Consider the following 16,874-nt stretch of genomic DNA (forward strand, 5'->3'; position numbering starts at 1 on the left):
TTGCCGGGTGGGCTGCCGTCGCGCCCGCCCGGCAAGGTAGCGTCGGACCTGCCATGGACCTTGCCTACATTCCCAGCCCATCGACCGGCGTGATCAATCTCGGACCGGTCCCGCTGCGCGGCTATGCCTTCTGCATCATCATCGGTGTCTTCGTCGCCGTCTGGTACGGCAACAAGCGCTGGATCGCCCGGGGCGGCACCGCCGGCACCGTGGCCGACATCGCCGTCTGGGCGGTGCCCTTCGGCCTCGTCGGCGGACGCCTGTACCACGTGATCACCGACTACCAGCTGTACTTCAGCGAGGGTGAGAACTGGGTCGACGCCTTCAAGATCTGGGAGGGCGGCCTCGGTATCTGGGGCGCCATCGCGCTCGGCGCGGTGGGTGCCTGGATCGGCTGCCGTCGACGGGGCATCCCGCTCCCGGCGTACGCGGACGCGATCGCGCCCGGTATCGTCCTCGCCCAGGCCATCGGCCGCTGGGGCAACTGGTTCAACCAGGAGCTCTACGGCAAGCCGACGGACCTGCCCTGGGCTCTGAAGATCACCGAGAGCGCGAACCGCGAGGCCGGGCTGTACCACCCGACCTTCCTGTACGAGTCGCTCTGGTGCGTCGGCGTCGCCGTCCTGGTCGTCTGGGCCGACCGCCGCTTCAAGCTGGGCCACGGGCGTGCCTTCGCGCTCTACGTCGCCGCGTACTGCGCGGGCCGTGTCTGGACCGAGTACCTGCGCGTCGACGAGGCGCACCACATCCTCGGTCTGCGACTGAACGTGTGGACGGCGATCATCGTCTTCCTGCTCGCGGTGATCTACATCGTGATCTCGGCGCGGATCCGGCCGGGACGCGAGGAGATCGTGGAACCCAAGGCTGACAAGGCCGAGAAGGCCGGGAAGGCCGGGGACGACGACATCGTGGACGGTGAGCTCGAGGACGCGGCTCTGGACGCGGACGCGGACGACGTGGATACGGATACGGACGCGGATACGGACGTGGAGCACGGTGCCGACAACGGCGCCGGGTCGGCCGCCAAGGGCTGATCCCGCTTTCCTCCTTCGTCGAAGGGCCGTCGGACCGAGAGGTTCCGGCGGCCCTTTCGCGTGCCGGGGCTCAGGCCGTGCGGGAGGCGAGGGCGAGGACCCGGTGGGCGCCCTCCACGACCGCCGCGTCGACGAAGCGGCCGTCGGGGAGGGCCAGGGCGCCCCGGTCGGCCGCGGCCGCCGCGACGACCTCCCGCGCCGCGTCGATCTCCTCCGGGGTGGGGAGGTAGGCCCGCTCGATGACGGGGAGCTGGCGGGGGTGGATCGCGGCCCGGCCGAGGAAGCCCATCGCGCGGCCCCGGGCGCAGCCGGCGGCCAGGGCGTCCAGGTCGCCGATGTCGGGGTGGACCGACTGGGCGGGCGGGGGCAGGGCGGCCGCGCGGGCCGCGACCACCACGCGGCTGCGCGGCCAGTCGAGCCCCCGGTCGTCCCGTACCCCGAGGTCGGCGCGGAGGTCGGCCTCGCCGAGCGCGATGCCGCGCACGGCGGGGTGGGCGGTGGCGATGGCGTACGCGTGCTCCACGGCGAGGGCGTTCTCCAGGAGCGGGTAGAGGGGGAGACCAGGGGCGAGGCCGGCGATCCGGTGGATGTCAGTGGCGTGTGTCACCTTGGGTACACGGAGACCGCAGAGGCCGGGGAGGGGGGCCAGGGTGGGGATGTCGAGCGGGGAGTGGACGCGGACGTGCACCGGGACGGGGTGGGCGTCGGCGAGCAGATCGACCGTGGCGTCGAGGGCGTACGCCTTGCGGTGCGGGGCGACCGCGTCCTCCAGGTCGACGATGACGACGTCGGCGCCGGACGACAGGGCCTTGCACACGACCTCGGGGCGGTCGCCGGGGACGTACAGCCAGGTGAGGGGAGTGCGCAGGCGCTCCATATCGTTCATACCGCTCCCCGGGCGCGGAGGGCGTCGATCTCGGCGGGCGTGAGGCCGAGTTCGGTGAGGACGCCGTCGGTGTCGGCGCCGTGGGGGCGGCCGGGCCAGCGGATCGCCCCGGGGGTCTCGGAGAGCCGGAAGAGCACGTTCTGCATCCTGATCGGGCCGAGTTCCGGGTCCTGCACCTCGGTGACGGTGCCGAGCGCCTGGTACTGCGGATCGTCGAGGACGTCCCGGATGTCGTAGACCGGGGCGATGGCGGCCTCGGCCTTCTCGAAGCAGGCCATGGCCTCGTCGCGGGTGTGACGCGCGATCCAGGTGCCGACCGCCTCGTCCAGGACGTCCGCGTGCTCGGCGCGGCCCGTGCCGTCGGCGAACCACGGCTCGTCGATGAGCTCCGGACGCCCGACGAGGCGCAGCACGCGCTCGGCGATCGACTGGGCCGAGGTGGAGACGGCCACCCAGGAGCCGTCGGCGGTCCGGTAGGTGTTGCGCGGGGCGTTGTTGCGGGAGCGGTTGCCGGTGCGGGGCTGGACGTAGCCGAGCTGGTCGTACCAGAGGGGGTGGGGTCCGATGACGGAGAGCATCGGTTCGATGATCGCCATGTCGACGACCTGGCCGCGGCCGGTCGTGTTCCTGGCGGTGAGCGCGGTCATCACCGCGTACGCGGTGGCGAGGGCGGCGATCGAGTCGGCCAGGCCGAAGGGGGGCAGGGTGGGCGGGCCGTCGGGCTCGCCGGTGATGGAGGCGAAGCCGCTCATCGCCTCGGCGAGGGTGCCGAAGCCGGGGCGGTGGGCGTACGGGCCGAACTGGCCGAAGCCGGTGACGCGGGCGAGGACGAGACGCGGGTTGACGGTGGAGAGCTCCTCCCAGCCCAGACCCCAGCGTTCCAGGGTGCCGGGGCGGAAGTTCTCCACGATCACGTCGGCGTCGGCGGCGAGCTTGAGGAGGGTGTCGCGGCCGCCCGGCGCGGAGAGATCGAGGGTGATCGTCCGCTTGTTCCGGCCGAGGACCTTCCACCACAGGCCGACACCGTCCTTGGCGGGGCCGTGGCCGCGGGACGGATCGGGCTTGCGGGGGTGCTCGACCTTGACGACGTCGGCGCCGAAGTCGCCGAGCATCGTGGCGGCGATCGGTCCGGCGAAGAGGGTCGCGAGGTCGAGCACGCGCAGTCCGTGGAGGGGCGGTGCGGCGGGAGCGGCGGTGTGCGGGGTGGTCTGCGGGGTGGTCTGCGGGGTGGTCGTCATACGGGGTCGGCCTCCAGGTCGTCGAGGGAGCCGAAGGCCGCCTCGATCTCGGTCCGGTACGGCATCGAGGTCGACGCGCCCTCGCGCTGGACGGACAGCGCGGCGGCGGTCTGCGCCCAGGCGAGCGCCTCCGGGACGGGCCGGCCCTCGCCGAGGGCGACCGCGAGGGCGCCGACGAAGGTGTCGCCGGCGGCGGTGGTGTCCACGGCCCTGACGCGGGGGGCGGGCACGGTGACCGGCTCGGCGCCGCGTGCCGCGTACAGGCTGCCGGCCGAGCCCAGCGTGACGACGACCTCGGGGACGTCCCGCAGCAGAGCCTGGGCGGCGGCGCGCGGGTCGGTGAGTCCGGTGAGCGCGGTGGCCTCGTGCTCGTTGGGGACCAGCAGGTCGGTGGCGGCGAGGAGTTCGGGAGGGAGCTGCTGGGCGGGGGCGGGCGTGAGGACGGTGCGGACGCCGAGGCGGCGGGCGGTCGTGGCGCCCTCGGTGACGGCGGAGAGGGGGAGTTCGAGCTGGAGGAGCAGGGTGTCGGCGGTGCCGATGAGGGCTTCGTCGCCGTGGCTGAGTGAGGTGACGGCGGCGTTGGCGCCGGGGACGACGACGATCGCGTTGCCGCCCTCGTCGTCGACGACGATGTGGGCGGTGCCGGACGGGCCCTCGGCGGTCCGCAGGAGGTCGGTGTCGACCGCGCAGTGCTCCAGGTTGGCCCGGAGGCGTACGCCGAAGTCGTCCGCGCCGACCGCGCCGATCATCGCCACCTCGGCGCCGGCGCGGGCGGCGGCCACGGCCTGGTTGGCGCCCTTGCCGCCGGGGACCGTGCGGAACGCGCGGCCGGTGACCGTCTCGCCGCGGGCCGGGGCCCTCGATACGAAGGCGACGAGGTCCATGTTCATGCTGCCGAGTACGACGATGCTGGTCATGGGCGTACTGCCTCCAGATGTGTCAGTTCGGCCAGGGTGTCGAAGCCGATGTCGTCGAAGGACGGGACCGAGGTCGCGAGACGGTTCTTGAGGGGGGTGGTCCAGTGTTCGGGCAGCCGGTCGGGGTGACCGGCGAGCAGCCCGGCGACCGAACCGGCGGTGGCGCCGTTGGAGTCGGTGTCCCAGCCGCCCGACACCGCCGCGCAGACGGAGCGGGAGAAGTCGCCGTCGCCGTGGGTGAGGGCGGCGGCGAGGAGGGCGGCGTTGGGGACGGCATGGACCCAGTGGTACCCGCCGAGCCCGGCGTGCAGGCGGTCGACGACCGTGTCGAAGTCGTCGTGGGCGCGGGCGGAGTCGATGCCGAGGCGGACGGCCCGGGCGAGGCGGGAGCGGGGCGGGATCACGCCGAGTCCGGCGGTGAGCGACCGGTGGACGTCGGCGGTGCCGGTAGCGGCGGTGGCGAGGGTGGCGGCGACGAACATGGCGCCGTAGACGCCGTTCGCGGTGTGGGTGAGCGCCGCGTCCCGGTACGCCTGCGCGGCGGCGGCGGCCGGGTCGCCCGGGTGGGTCCAGCCGTGGACGTCCGCCCGGATCTGGGCGCCGATCCACTCGCGGAAGGGGTTGCGGCGGACGGCGGTGAGCGGGGGCTCGACGCCGTCGAGGAGGTTGCGGTAGGCGACGCGCTCGGCCGTGAAGGTGCGGCCGGCGGGGAGTTCGTCGAGCCAGAGGCGGGCGACGTCGGCGGTGGTGAAGCCGCGGCCGTACCGCTGGAGGAGCAGCAGGTTGAGGAGGGGGTAGTTGAGGTCGTCGTCCTCGGGCATCCCGTCGATGTTCTCGGCGAGGGAGGTGGTGGCGGAACGACGGTTCCAGGGGTGGGCGGCGAGCAGTTCGGGCGGTACGCCGCGGGCGGTGAACCAGGTCGAGAGGGGCCAGTTGCCGGCGGCGCGGGCGAGGGCGCGGATGGCGGGGAGGGGAAGCTTCTCGACGGGCTTGCCGAGCAGACACCCGGCGGCCCGCCCGAGCCAGGCGGCGTGCAGCCGGTGGAGGAGGGCGTTGCTTTCCCCCACCCCGCCCCTTCCCGAAACTCTGACGAGACCGGGGGCGCCGCCCCCGGACCCCTGGGTCCCCGGCGCTTCGCGCGGGGGGAGCCGGGGTGCTCCGCCGCCGGTCCCGGCAGGGTTGGGGGGCGGGGGTACCACCCGGGCGGAGCTCTGGGGGAGGGCGGTGAGGGGGGTCGTCAGTGCCTGGATGCTCGGTAGCGACGTCGGTTCGTGGTGCGAGGAGGGGGTGGGGAGGGACGCAAGGGTGTCCAGGAGTTCCTCCGCGAGGGGGCGGAGGTCCGGGCGGGGCTCGGCGGAGGCGCCGGCCGTGTCCGGGGCCGGGGTGCCGCCCGCCGCCGCCCAGCGGGTGGCGATCGCGTGGGTGTCGCGGCCGTCCTCCGCCGCCTGGCGGAGCTCGTGGCCCACCAGGTCCTCCGGCTGCACCCAGGTCAGCCGGAGGTTCACCGGTCCGCGCTCGTCAGCGTCGCGAACGCCGACTCGTGCGCCCGGCGCGCCTCCTCGTCCCGGGCGAAGACCTCGCGCGTCACCCGGGCCAGTGCCGCCGCCGGGGCGTGCAGGTCGAGCCGGCTCGCCTCCGCGACGCGTTTCGCCCAGTCGGCGGGGACGGCGGACTCGCCGTGCAGCGCGCCCACGATCGCGCCCGCCATTGTGGCGATCGAGTCGCAGTCACGGCCGTAGTTGACCGAGCCCAGGACCGTACGGCGGTAATCGCCCTCGCCGACGAGGAGCATGCCGAGGGCGATCGGGAGTTCCTCGATCGCGTGCAGGCGAGACGGGCGGCGGGCTCCCAGGGAGGGAGAGCGGTAGTCCGGGCCGACCGTGTCGAAGGGGGCCACCGCCGTCCGGAGCGGAGTGAGCGCGGACTCGAAGTCCGTGTGGCGGGCCGCCACTTCGGCGACCGCTTCGATCGCCGACCTCGTGCCGTCCTTGGCGAGAGACAGGGCTGTGTCGACGACCGTGCCCGGCGTGGCGCCCGGTGCGCACGCCGCCGCTACCGCCGCCGCGAACACGCCCGCCGCCTCCCGGCCGTACGAGGACTGGTGCGCGCCGGCGACGTCGAGGGCCTCGGCGTAGGCGGCCGCCGGGTGGGCGGCGTTGACGAGTCCGACCGGTGCCATGTACATCGCGGCGCCGCAGTTGACGATGTTGCCGTCGCCGGCCTCGCGCGGGTCCACGTGGCCGTAGTGGAGCCGGGCCACGAGCCACTTCTCGGCGAGGAAGATCCGCTGGAGGGGGAGCGCCTCGGCTTCCAGCTCCGGGATCCAGACGGGGGCGCCCATGAGTTCGGGGACGAGGAAGTCCGCGACCGCGTACGCGTCGAGGTGGCCGCGGACCTTCTCGTACACCCGGATCAGGGCGTGGGTCATCAAGGTGTCGTCGGTGACGTGCCCGTCGCCCTTGTGGTACGGCGCGATGGGGCGGGCGGTGCGCCAGTCGTCGCCGTTCCAGGGGCCGACGACGCCGGTGACGCGGCCGCCGTGACGCTCCAGGATCTGCTGGGGGGTGTAGCCCTCGACGGGGCCGCCGAGCGCGTCGCCGACGGCGGCCCCGAGAAGGCTGCCGGTGATCCGGTCATCCAGGGTGGGCACATCCAGTGTGGGGGTCATGTCGGAATTGTCCACCTGAGGTGGTCGGTTCCGTGGCTCCTAGCAGCCCGGCGAGTTCGACCAGGTCCGTCCCCGCGAACCGCGGCAGCGCGCACCCCGCGAGCGTCCGGCAGGCCTCGCGCCAGGTCGCCGGTACCGAACGGCCGCCGCCCAGCGCGCCGGTGAGCGCGCCCGCGAGCGCGGGGGCGGAGTCCGCGACCCGGGAGAGGCAGACGGCGGCCGGTACCGCGGCCGTCATCTCGCCCCGGGCGGCGGTGGCGAGGGCGAGGGCGACCGGGACGGTCTCGGCCGCGGCGATCCCGTAGCTGTAGACGTGGTCCACGATCTGGTGCTCCAGGAGCGGGACCAGTTCGAAGGCCGAACCGGCCGTCTGGGCCAGCTTCACCGCGTACCGGGCGTTGCGGCCGATCTCGGTGACGGGCGGGAGTTCGGCGAGCGCCGCCTCGACGGCCTCGTCGACCGTCGCCCCGCCGAGCGCCGCGGCGATGGCCGCCGCCGTCGCGCGGGCGCCGTGGACGCCGTCGCCGTCCTGGGTGTACCGGGCGTCGAACTCGGCGAGTTCGGCGGCGGCGCGCGGGTCGCCGGGGTGGACGACGGCGAGGACGGCGGCGCGGACGCAGGCGGCGTCGTCGAAGTAGTGCGGGTTGTCGTGGCCGGTGGCGGGCGGGCGCAGGCCGGTGGCGAGGTTGCCGAGCCCGGCGCGTACGGAGATCCGGGCGCGGAGGGGGAGGATGGCGGACTCGACCTCGGGGGCGCGGTCGGCAGCGGCGGCGACCTGGCCGGCGAGGGCGTTCCAGGCGAGGTCCACGGCGGCGCGGAGGCGGCGCTCCGGGGGGAGGCCGGCGAAGACGGGGCCGGAGGCGGTGAGGATCGCCTCGGCGGTGAAGGCCGCCCACTCGGCGTCGTCGGAGGGGCCGAGGCGGAGGGGCTCGGGGGGCTGGTTGAGGGCGATGGGGACGGGGAGGGTGGTCGTCGCGTTCTGCTCGGCGAAGGTGTCGAGCTCGCGGGTGAGGCGGCGGGTCCACTCCGGCATGCGGGCGGCGCGGTGGCGGGCGGCGGGCCAGCCGGCGGCGTCGCCTGCGGCGAGCCCGAGGAGGAGGCCCTCGACGGCGTCGCGGCCGGCCCTGCGGGTGGCCTCGGGCTCCGGGGCCTCGTGGGTGCCGCCCCACGAACCGGTGCCGCGTACCGGGGCGGATCCAGGCGGGGCGTCGGCGCCCGGCAGCGGGGCGGGGTCCTGCGGGTCACCGAGCAGGGGGCCGGTACCCGGCATCGGGGGCTGTGCCCACCCTCCCCCAGAGCTTCGCATGGGAGGTTCCCCCAGCCCTGCGGGACGATTGCCCACAGCGGTGGTGGCGGCGCACACAGCGGTGGCGCCCGCAGCGGTGGCCGCGCCAGGGGCGGCGGCCCCGGTGGGGACGTGGGCGGCCGCGCCCGTGGCGGTGGCCCCGGTCCTGGCGGCGGCGGTGGCCCCGGCGATCCCGGTGGCCGTGTCGGCGGCCGTGGGTTCCATCGTGATGTCCGCGCTCATGACAGGGTCTCCTCCGGGGTCAGAAGGTCCGCGACGTCCAGGACGTGGTAGCCGCGCATCGAGGGCAGGCAGCTGCCGGTGACCGGGGCGATCGCCGTCGCCCATTCCTCCGGGATCGCCGGAGCGCCCGACATCGCTCCGGCCAGGGCGCCGGCGACCGCTGCCGTCGTGTCGGCGTCGCGGCCCATGTTGACCGCGGTCAGGACCGCCGTACGGAAGTCCCCGCGGGCCGCCGCGAAGGCGCCGAAGGCCAGGCCCACCGCCTCCGGTGCCAGGTCCGTCCACGGGTAGCCGCCGATGACGACCGCCGAGCGGACCTGACGCTCGCGGGTGAGCGGGTCCGGCTGGACGCGCTGGGCGGCGACGACCGCGCGGCGCAGGGAGCGGGCCGTCCAGGAGTCCATCGGGACGACGGAGAGGGCCGCCGCGATGATCGAGGTCACCCCCGCGCCCGCCATCGCCGCCGCGACGCCCGCGGCGACGGCCTGGCCCCCGTAGATGCCTTCTCCCTCGTGGCTGACGCTGCCGTCGATCGCGACGAGGCGCGCCGCCTCCGCCGGGCGTCCGGCGGCGAAGACCCCGAACGGTGCGGCGCGCATCGCGAGCCCGTCGCTCCAGGCGTGGCGGTGCTGGGCGGAGATGGGCGCGGCGAGTCCCCGGCGAAGGTTCTCCAGCGTGCCGCGCTCCGAGAAGCCCGCACCGCGGAAGGGGCCTTCGTCGAGGTCGGCGATCCAGTGGTGCCAGGCCCGTTCGACGTGGTGGACGGTGAGCGCCGAGCCGTGCCGGGCGAGGAGCAGGGCCGAGAAGATCGCGTACTCGGTGTCGTCGGTGCCCGCCGGACGGTCCGTCACGAAGCCCTCGATGCGGCCCCATCGGCGGCGGATCTCCGAGGGGCGCATGTTCTCCGCGGGGGCTCCGAGGGCGTCGCCGACGGCGAGGCCGAGGAGCGCCCCTCTCGCCCGTTCACGCGTGTCGCATGCCGTGGTCGTCATTCTCGCGGCCCCTTCCTCGGTGGGGGCGCGCAGTTCGGCGCCCCGATGCCTGGATCTGTGCCACCGCGGGCCGCGAACTCGCCGAAGAAACGTCTCTGTCACCCGGCTGACACCTCGCCAGAATCAGGTTCACCCGGCACGCAACTCCTAAGGGGGGCCTTAGTAAGTACGGCCTGCCTTGCTGGCGGGCCCCTTACATCGCGCGTATTTTCGAGGTGTTGGGGGCGGCGGGTGCGACCCGGCCCGCCGGAACAAGGGGAGAGTCATGTCCATCATCGAAGCCCAGGCGCCACTGCACGAGGCCCATCGCGACAACCACACGCACCGAGACGTGAACGGCGGTTGGCTGCGGCCCGCGGTGTTCGGCGCGATGGACGGCCTCGTCTCCAACCTCGCCCTGATGACCGGCGTCGCCGGTGGCGCGGTGTCCACGCAGACCGTGGTCATCACCGGCGTCGCGGGACTCGCCGCCGGCGCCTTCTCCATGGCGGCCGGCGAGTACACCTCCGTGGCCTCGCAGCGCGAGCTCGTCCAGGCGGAACTGGACGTCGAGCGTCGTCAGTTGCGCAAGCACCCCATCGACGAGATGGAGGAGCTCGCCGCGCTGTACGTGTCCCGGGGCGTCGAGCCCGCGCTCGCCCGCGAGGTCGCGATGCAGTTGTCGAAGGACCCCGAGCAGGCCCTGGAGATCCACGCCCGCGAGGAGCTCGGCATCGATCCGGACGACCTGCCGTCGCCGATGGTCGCCGCCGTGTCGTCCTTCGGCTCCTTCGCGCTCGGCGCCCTGCTGCCCGTGCTGCCGTTCCTGCTCGGCGCGACCGCGCTCTGGCCCGCCGTGCTGCTCGCGCTCCTCGGGCTCTTCGCCTGCGGCGCGCTGGTGGCCCGGGTGACCGCCCGCGGCTGGCTCTTCAGCGGGCTGCGCCAGCTCGTCCTGGGCGGGGCCGCGGCCGCCGTGACGTACGGGCTCGGGATGCTCTTCGGAGCGGCGCTGTAGCTCCGGATATCGGAACGGATTCCGTAGCCGTAAGGGAGATCGGGAGGGCCTCGCAAGGGGCCTTTCCGGCATTTCGGGGCACCTTTTCGGGATGTAAGGCCCGTATCGGCTGTGACGTATATCCCTGGCTCGATCCGCCGCCGCGATGAGACACTATGCACGACGCCACATAAGTAGCCGGTTACTCGGCGGTTTCGAACCCGTGACCAACGGGAATGAGGCATGAGCGTCGTTGGGCAATGAGGCCCACTCCATGACGGACCGCCGGAAGCCCGGAGATCCTCCGGCTCCCCCCGGTCCGTCCCCTGCGGAAACGTCCCTGTTCCCGCATCCCATAGGTGAGAACGCACCACCACTGCGTGTCGGTGGTGTCCGCATGCTGGAATGAGCTATCCACTTCGCGAGAAGCCAGCCATCATGTAACCTGCACGAAATTTCGCGGAGGGCCAACGTCGTCCCTCGGCAGTTACATATGCCAATACGACGACGGGAGAGCCGATGCGTTCCGACGCCTGGTCGCCCATGGACGGTCGCCCCGCTCCGCAGGGGATGTACGACCCCCGTAACGAACACGACGCCTGTGGTGTCGGGTTCGTGGCCACCCTCACCGGTGTAGCCAGCCACGCGCTGGTCGAGCAGGCGCTGACCGTACTGCGCAATCTCGAGCACCGCGGCGCCACCGGCTCCGAGCCCGACTCCGGCGACGGCGCCGGCATCCTTTTCCAGGTCCCGGACGCCTTCCTCCGCGAGGTCGCCGGATTCGAGCTCCCCGAGGCCGGTGCGTACGCCGTCGGCATCGCCTTCCTCCCCGAGGACGGCACGGACGAGACCGTCTCGAAGATCGAGACGATCGCCGCCGAAGAGGGCCTCACCGTCCTCGGCTGGCGCGAGGTCCCCGTCGCCCCCGAGCTGCTCGGCGCCTCCGCCCGCTCCACCATGCCGGTCTTCCGCCAGGTCTTCGTGGCCGATGGGGAGAGCACGGGCATCGCGCTGGACCGCAAGGCGTTCGTGCTGCGCAAGCGCGCCGAGCGTGAGGCCGGGACCTACTTCCCGTCGCTCTCCGCCCGCACGATCGTCTACAAGGGCATGCTGACCACCGGCCAGCTGGAGCCCTTCTTCCCGGACCTGTCGGACCGCCGCTGCGCCTCCGCCGTGGCCCTGGTCCACTCCCGGTTCTCCACCAACACCTTCCCGAGCTGGCCGCTGGCCCACCCGTACCGCTTCGTCGCCCACAACGGTGAGATCAACACCGTCAAGGGCAACCGGAACTGGATGACCGCCCGCGAGGCGCAGCTCGACTCCGACATCCTCGGAGAGGGTTCGCTGGACCGGATCTTCCCGATCTGCACCCCGGACGCCTCCGACTCGGCCTCCTTCGACGAGGTCCTGGAGCTGCTCCACCTCGGCGGCCGTTCCCTGCCGCACGCGGTCCTGATGATGGTCCCGGAGGCGTGGGAGAACCACGACTCCATGGACCCGGCCCGCCGTGCCTTCTACCAGTACCACTCCACGATGATGGAGCCCTGGGACGGACCGGCCTGCGTCACCTTCACCGACGGCGTCCAGGTCGGCGCGGTCCTCGACCGCAACGGTCTGCGCCCCGGCCGCTACTGGGTCACCGACGAGGGCCTCGTCGTCCTCTCGTCCGAGGTCGGCGTCCTCGACATCGACCCGGCCAAGGTCGTCCGCAAGGGCCGCCTCCAGCCCGGCAAGATGTTCCTCGTCGACACCGCCGAGCACCGGATCATCGAGGACGACGAGATCAAGGCCGGTCTCGCCGCCGAGAACCCGTACGCGGAGTGGCTGGAGACCGGCGAGATCGAGCTCTCCGACCTCCCCGAGCGCGAGCACATCGTGCACACCCACGCCTCGGTCACCCGCCGCCAGCAGACCTTCGGCTACACCGAGGAAGAGCTCCGCGTCATCCTCGCCCCGATGGCCCGCACCGGCGGCGAGCCGCTCGGCTCCATGGGCACGGACTCGCCGATCGCGGCCCTGTCCGCCCGCCCGCGGCTGCTCTTCGACTACTTCACCCAGCTCTTCGCGCAGGTCACCAACCCGCCGCTCGACGCCATCCGCGAGGAGCTCGTGACGAGCCTCCGCTCCTCGCTCGGCCCCCAGGGCAACCTGCTCGACCCGACCTCCGTGTCGTGTCGCAGCGTCACCCTGCCCTTCCCGGTGATCGACAACGACGAGCTCGCCAAGCTCATACACATCAACGCCGACGGCGACATGCCCGGCATGAAGGCCGTGACCCTCTCCGGTCTCTACCGGGTCTCCGGCGGCGGCGAGGCCCTCGCGGCCCGCATCGAGGCGATCTGCGCCGAGGCCGACACCGCGATCGAGGGCGGCGCCCGCCTGATCGTGCTCTCCGACCGGCACTCCGACGCCGAGCACGCGCCGATCCCGTCGCTGCTGCTCACCTCGGCCGTCCACCACCACCTCATCCGCACCAAGCAGCGCACCAAGGTGGGCCTGCTGGTCGAGGCCGGTGACGTCCGCGAGGTCCACCACGTCGCCCTGCTCATCGGCTACGGCGCCGCGGCGGTCAACCCGTACCTCGCCATGGAGTCCGTCGAGGACCTGGTCCGCGCCGGCACCTTCATCGAGGACATGGAGCCCGAGCAGGCCATCCGGAACCTGATCTACGCCCTCGGCAAGGGCGTCCTCAAGGTCATGTCGAAGATGGGCATCTCGACCGTCGCCTCCTACCGCGGCGCCCAGGTCTTCGAGGCCGTCGGCCTCGACGCCGGCTTCGTCGCCACGTACTTCAACGGCACGGCCACCAAGATCGGCGGCGCCGGCCTCGACGTCGTCGCCAAGGAGGTCGCCGCCCGCCACGTCAAGGCGTACCCCGTCTCCGGCGTCCCCTCGGCGCACCGCGCCCTGGAGATCGGCGGCGAGTACCAGTGGCGCCGCGAGGGCGAGCCGCACCTGTTCGACCCGGAGACCGTCTTCCGCCTCCAGCACGCCACGCGCAACAAGCGGTACGACATCTTCAAGCAGTACACGGAGCGGGTGAACGAGCAGTCCGAGCGCCTCATGACGCTCCGCGGCCTCTTCGGCATCACCGCCGACCGCCCGTCGATCTCCGTCGACGAGGTCGAGCCGGTCAGCGAGATCGTCAAGCGGTTCTCGACGGGTGCCATGTCGTACGGCTCCATCTCCCGCGAGGCGCACGAGACCCTCGCCATCGCCATGAACCAGCTGGGCGCCAAGTCCAACACCGGTGAGGGCGGCGAGGACCCGGACCGCCTGTACGACCCGGCGCGCCGCTCCTCCATCAAGCAGGTCGCCTCCGGCCGCTTCGGCGTCACCAGCGAGTACCTGGTCAACGCCGACGACATCCAGATCAAGATGGCGCAGGGCGCCAAGCCCGGCGAGGGCGGCCAGCTGCCCGGCCACAAGGTCTACCCGTGGGTCGCCAAGACGCGTCACTCGACGCCCGGCGTCGGCCTCATCTCGCCGCCGCCGCACCACGACATCTACTCCATCGAGGACCTGGCTCAGCTGATCCACGACCTCAAGAACGCCAACCCGGTCGCCCGCATCCACGTGAAGCTGGTCTCCGAGGTCGGCGTCGGCACGGTCGCCGCCGGTGTCTCCAAGGCCCACGCGGACGTCGTCCTCATCTCCGGCCACGACGGCGGAACGGGCGCCTCCCCGCTGACCTCCCTGAAGCACGCGGGCGGCCCCTGGGAGCTCGGCCTCGCCGAGACCCAGCAGACCCTGCTGCTCAACGGCCTGCGCGACCGCATCGTCGTCCAGACCGACGGCCAGCTCAAGACCGGCCGTGACGTCGTCATCGCCGCGCTGCTCGGCGCCGAGGAGTTCGGTTTCGCGACCGCGCCGCTCGTCGTCTCCGGCTGCGTCATGATGCGCGTCTGCCACCTCGACACCTGCCCGGTGGGCATCGCCACCCAGAACCCGGCGCTGCGCGACCGGTTCTCCGGCAAGGCCGAGTACGTCGTCAACTTCTTCGAGTTCATCGCCGAGGAGGTCCGCGAGCTCCTCGCCGAGCTGGGCTTCCGCACCATCGAAGAGGCCGTCGGCCACGCCGAGCTGCTCGACACCAGCCGTGCCGTCACGCACTGGAAGGCGCAGGGTCTCGACCTGGAGCCGCTCTTCTACGTGCCCGAGCTGCCCGAGGGCGCGGTCCGCCACGCCCTGATCGAGCAGGACCACGGTCTGGAGAAGGCCCTCGACAACGAGCTGATCCAGCTCGCCGCCGAGGCCCTCAACGCCGCCTCCGCCGAGGAGGCGCAGCCGGTCCGCGCCCAGGTCGCGATCCGCAACATCAACCGGACCGTGGGCACCATGCTCGGCCACCAGGTGACGAAGAAGTTCGGTGGCGCCGGCCTCCCGGCCGACACCATCGACATCACCTTCACCGGCTCCGCCGGCCAGTCCTTCGGCGCCTTCCTGCCGAGCGGTGTCACCCTCCGCCTGGAGGGCGACGCGAACGACTACGTCGGCAAGGGCCTCTCCGGCGGCCGCGTCGTCGTCCGCCCGGACCGCGGCGCCGACCACCTGGCCGAGTACTCGACCATCGCGGGCAACACGATCGGCTACGGCGCGACCGGCGGCGAGCTGTTCCTGCGCGGCCGCACCGGCGAGCGCTTCTGCGTCCGCAACTCCGGCGCGCTGGTCGTCTCGGAGGGCGTGGGCGACCACGGCTGCGAGTACATGACCGGCGGTACGGCGGTCGTCCTCGGCGAGACCGGCCGCAACTTCGCGGCGGGCATGTCGGGCGGTGTCGCCTACGTCATCGACCTCGACCGGGACAACGTCAACTCCGGCAACCTGGGAGCGGTCGAGACCCCGTCGGACTCCGACAAGGCGTGGCTGCACGACGTCGTGCGCCGCCACCAGGAGGAGACCGGCTCGACGGTCGCGGAGAAGCTCCTCGCCGACTGGGACGCCGCGGCGGCCCGGTTCAGCAAGATCATCCCCACCACGTACAAGGCAGTGCTCGCCGCCAAGGACGCCGCTGAGCTCGCCGGTCTCTCCGAGACCGAGACCACCGAGAAGATGATGGAGGCGGCGACCAATGGCTGACCCCAAGGGCTTCCTGACCACCGGGCGCGAGGTCGCCAAGACCCGGCCGGTGGGCGAGCGAGTCAGAGACTGGAACGAGGTCTACGTTCCCGGCTCCCTGCTGCCGATCATCAGCAAGCAGGCCGGCCGCTGCATGGACTGCGGCATCCCGTTCTGCCACAACGGCTGCCCCCTCGGGAACCTGATCCCCGAGTGGAACGACTACGCCTACCGCGAGGACTGGTCGGCGGCGCAGGAGCGTCTGCACGCCACCAACAACTTCCCGGAGTTCACCGGCCGCCTGTGCCCGGCTCCGTGCGAGTCGGCGTGCGTGCTCGGCATCAACCAGCCGGCCGTCACGATCAAGAACGTCGAAGTCTCCATCATCGACAAGGCCTGGGACGCCAACGACGTCAAGCCGCAGGTGCCCGAGCGCCTGTCCGGCAAGACCGCCGCCGTCATCGGCTCGGGCCCGGCGGGTCTCGCCGCCGCCCAGCAGCTGACCCGGGCCGGCCACACCGTGGTCGTGTACGAGCGCGCCGACCGCATCGGCGGCCTGCTGCGCTACGGCATCCCCGAGTTCAAGATGGAGAAGCGGCACATCAACCGCCGCATCGAGCAGATGCGCGCGGAGGGCACCAAGTTCCGTACCGGCATCGAGATCGGCCGCGACCTGACCTCGACGGACCTGCGCAAGCGGTTCGACGCCGTGGTCATCGCCGCCGGCGCCACCACCGCGCGTGACCTGCCCGTCCCGGGCCGCGAACTCAACGGCATCCACCAGGCGATGGAGTACCTGCCGCTGGCGAACAAGGTCGTCGAGGGCGACTTCGTGGCCCCGCCGATCACCGCCGAGGGCAAGCACGTCGTCGTCATCGGCGGCGGCGACACCGGCGCGGACTGCGTCGGTACGGCGCACCGCCAGGGCGCGGCCTCGGTCACACAGCTGGAGATCATGCCGAGGCCGGGCGAGGACCGGAACGCCGGCCAGCCCTGGCCGACCTTCCCGATGCTGTACAAGGTCACCTCGGCGCACGAGGAGGGCGGCGAGCGGGTCTACTCCGTCTCCACCACCCACTTCGAGGGCGACGAGGACGGCAACGTCCAGTTCCTCCACCTCGTCGAGGTCGAGTTCGTCGAGGGCAAGCTGACCCAGAAGCCGGGCACGGAGCGCAAGATCCCCGCCCAGCTGGTCACGCTCGCGATGGGCTTCACCGGCACGGACGTGGAGAACGGTCTGGTCGCCCAGTTTGGTCTGGACCTGGATGCGCGGGGTAACATCGCCCGTGACGCGGACTTCGCCACCAACGTCGATGGCGTGTACGTCGCCGGTGACGCGGGTCGCGGCCAGTCCCTCATCGTGTGGGCCATCGCCGAGGGCCGCTCCGCCGCCCGTGGCGTGGACCGCTACCTGACCGGAGCCAGCTCGCTGCCGGCCCCGATCCGCCCGACGGACCGTTCGCTGACGGTCTGATCCCGCCGGATCACCCCCTGAACGTCCCGTACAACGACGTACGGAACTGAGCGCGGCGCCCCCCGAATGTCCCCGACCGGACGACTGGGAGGGCGCCGCGGTGCGT

The 16,874-nt window shown here is 72.7% G+C and carries 11 protein-coding genes; 4 read left to right on the forward strand and 7 right to left on the reverse strand.

The genetic code is table 11. The features are described 5' to 3' along the window. Window positions 1-53: 53 nt before the first annotated feature. Window positions 54-1,034: a prolipoprotein diacylglyceryl transferase gene (gene lgt / locus OG357_RS29545; protein WP_329624039.1), complete on the forward strand. Its 981-nt coding sequence runs from the start codon at window positions 54-56 to the stop codon at window positions 1,032-1,034. A 70-nt stretch (window positions 1,035-1,104) separates the two neighbouring features. Here lgt and OG357_RS29550 read toward each other — a convergent pair whose 3' ends face one another. The 7 genes from OG357_RS29550 to OG357_RS29580 form a co-directional block, all read right to left on the reverse strand. Further along, entirely contained in the window at window positions 1,105-1,920 is an 816-nt protein-coding gene (locus OG357_RS29550) for an HpcH/HpaI aldolase/citrate lyase family protein (protein ID WP_329624040.1), read from the reverse strand. Next, window positions 1,917-3,158 (reverse strand): CaiB/BaiF CoA transferase family protein, encoded by a 1,242-nt coding sequence (locus tag OG357_RS29555; RefSeq protein WP_329624041.1) that lies wholly within the window; start codon window positions 3,156-3,158, stop codon window positions 1,917-1,919. The genes OG357_RS29550 and OG357_RS29555 overlap by 4 nt, the downstream gene beginning before the upstream one ends. Further along, window positions 3,155-4,075 carry a ribokinase gene (gene rbsK, locus OG357_RS29560; protein ID WP_329624042.1) on the reverse strand — a complete coding sequence of 307 codons (921 nt, stop codon included), beginning with the start codon at window positions 4,073-4,075 and terminating at the stop codon, window positions 3,155-3,157. Before rbsK ends, OG357_RS29555 begins: the two co-directional genes overlap by 4 nt. Continuing rightward, on the reverse strand, window positions 4,072-5,580 hold the full coding sequence (locus tag OG357_RS29565) for an ADP-ribosylglycohydrolase family protein (RefSeq protein WP_329624043.1): 1,509 nt from the start codon (window positions 5,578-5,580) through the stop codon (window positions 4,072-4,074). The genes rbsK and OG357_RS29565 overlap by 4 nt, the downstream gene beginning before the upstream one ends. Next, on the reverse strand, window positions 5,577-6,743 hold the full coding sequence (locus tag OG357_RS29570) for an ADP-ribosylglycohydrolase family protein (protein WP_329624044.1): 1,167 nt from the start codon (window positions 6,741-6,743) through the stop codon (window positions 5,577-5,579). The genes OG357_RS29565 and OG357_RS29570 overlap by 4 nt, the downstream gene beginning before the upstream one ends. Further along, a complete protein-coding gene (locus OG357_RS29575; protein ID WP_329625736.1) occupies window positions 6,709-8,013 on the reverse strand; it encodes an ADP-ribosylglycohydrolase family protein in 1,305 nt (434 codons plus the stop codon). The genes OG357_RS29570 and OG357_RS29575 overlap by 35 nt, the downstream gene beginning before the upstream one ends. Window positions 8,014-8,267: 254 nt before the next feature. Continuing rightward, window positions 8,268-9,263 (reverse strand): ADP-ribosylglycohydrolase family protein, encoded by a 996-nt coding sequence (locus OG357_RS29580; protein WP_024759535.1) that lies wholly within the window; start codon window positions 9,261-9,263, stop codon window positions 8,268-8,270. Between the two features lie 265 nt (window positions 9,264-9,528). Here OG357_RS29580 and OG357_RS29585 point away from each other — a divergent pair, with 265 nt between their 5' ends. The 3 genes from OG357_RS29585 to OG357_RS29595 all read left to right on the forward strand — a co-directional run bounded on the left by OG357_RS29585 (window position 9,529) and on the right by OG357_RS29595 (window position 16,768). Further along, window positions 9,529-10,257, forward strand: a complete 729-nt coding sequence (locus OG357_RS29585; RefSeq protein ID WP_317594256.1) for a VIT1/CCC1 transporter family protein — start codon at window positions 9,529-9,531, stop codon at window positions 10,255-10,257. Window positions 10,258-10,755: 498 nt separating this feature from the next. Beyond that, the gene (gene gltB, locus OG357_RS29590; RefSeq protein WP_329624045.1) at window positions 10,756-15,315 is read left to right on the forward strand and encodes a glutamate synthase large subunit; all 4,560 of its coding nucleotides are present in this window, start codon (window positions 10,756-10,758) and stop codon (window positions 15,313-15,315) included. Next, window positions 15,308-16,768 (forward strand): glutamate synthase subunit beta, encoded by a 1,461-nt coding sequence (locus OG357_RS29595; RefSeq protein WP_329624046.1) that lies wholly within the window; start codon window positions 15,308-15,310, stop codon window positions 16,766-16,768. Before gltB ends, OG357_RS29595 begins: the two co-directional genes overlap by 8 nt. Window positions 16,769-16,874 lie beyond the last annotated feature (106 nt).

Source organism: Streptomyces sp. NBC_01255, from assembly GCF_036226445.1.
Classification (GTDB): Bacteria; Actinomycetota; Actinomycetes; order Streptomycetales; family Streptomycetaceae; genus Streptomyces.

Coding starts and splice junctions, on each gene's coding strand:
- lgt (WP_329624039.1), top strand. CDS start 54: ATGGACCTTGCCTACATTCCCAGCCCATCGACCGGCGTGATCAATCTC.
- OG357_RS29550 (WP_329624040.1), bottom strand. CDS start 1,920: ATGAACGATATGGAGCGCCTGCGCACTCCCCTCACCTGGCTGTACGTC.
- OG357_RS29555 (WP_329624041.1), bottom strand. CDS start 3,158: ATGACGACCACCCCGCAGACCACCCCGCAGACCACCCCGCACACCGCC.
- rbsK (WP_329624042.1), bottom strand. CDS start 4,075: ATGACCAGCATCGTCGTACTCGGCAGCATGAACATGGACCTCGTCGCC.
- OG357_RS29570 (WP_329624044.1), bottom strand. CDS start 6,743: ATGACCCCCACACTGGATGTGCCCACCCTGGATGACCGGATCACCGGC.
- OG357_RS29575 (WP_329625736.1), bottom strand. CDS start 8,013: ATGCCGGGTACCGGCCCCCTGCTCGGTGACCCGCAGGACCCCGCCCCG.
- OG357_RS29580 (WP_024759535.1), bottom strand. CDS start 9,263: ATGACGACCACGGCATGCGACACGCGTGAACGGGCGAGAGGGGCGCTC.
- OG357_RS29585 (WP_317594256.1), top strand. CDS start 9,529: ATGTCCATCATCGAAGCCCAGGCGCCACTGCACGAGGCCCATCGCGAC.
- gltB (WP_329624045.1), top strand. CDS start 10,756: ATGCGTTCCGACGCCTGGTCGCCCATGGACGGTCGCCCCGCTCCGCAG.
- OG357_RS29595 (WP_329624046.1), top strand. CDS start 15,308: ATGGCTGACCCCAAGGGCTTCCTGACCACCGGGCGCGAGGTCGCCAAG.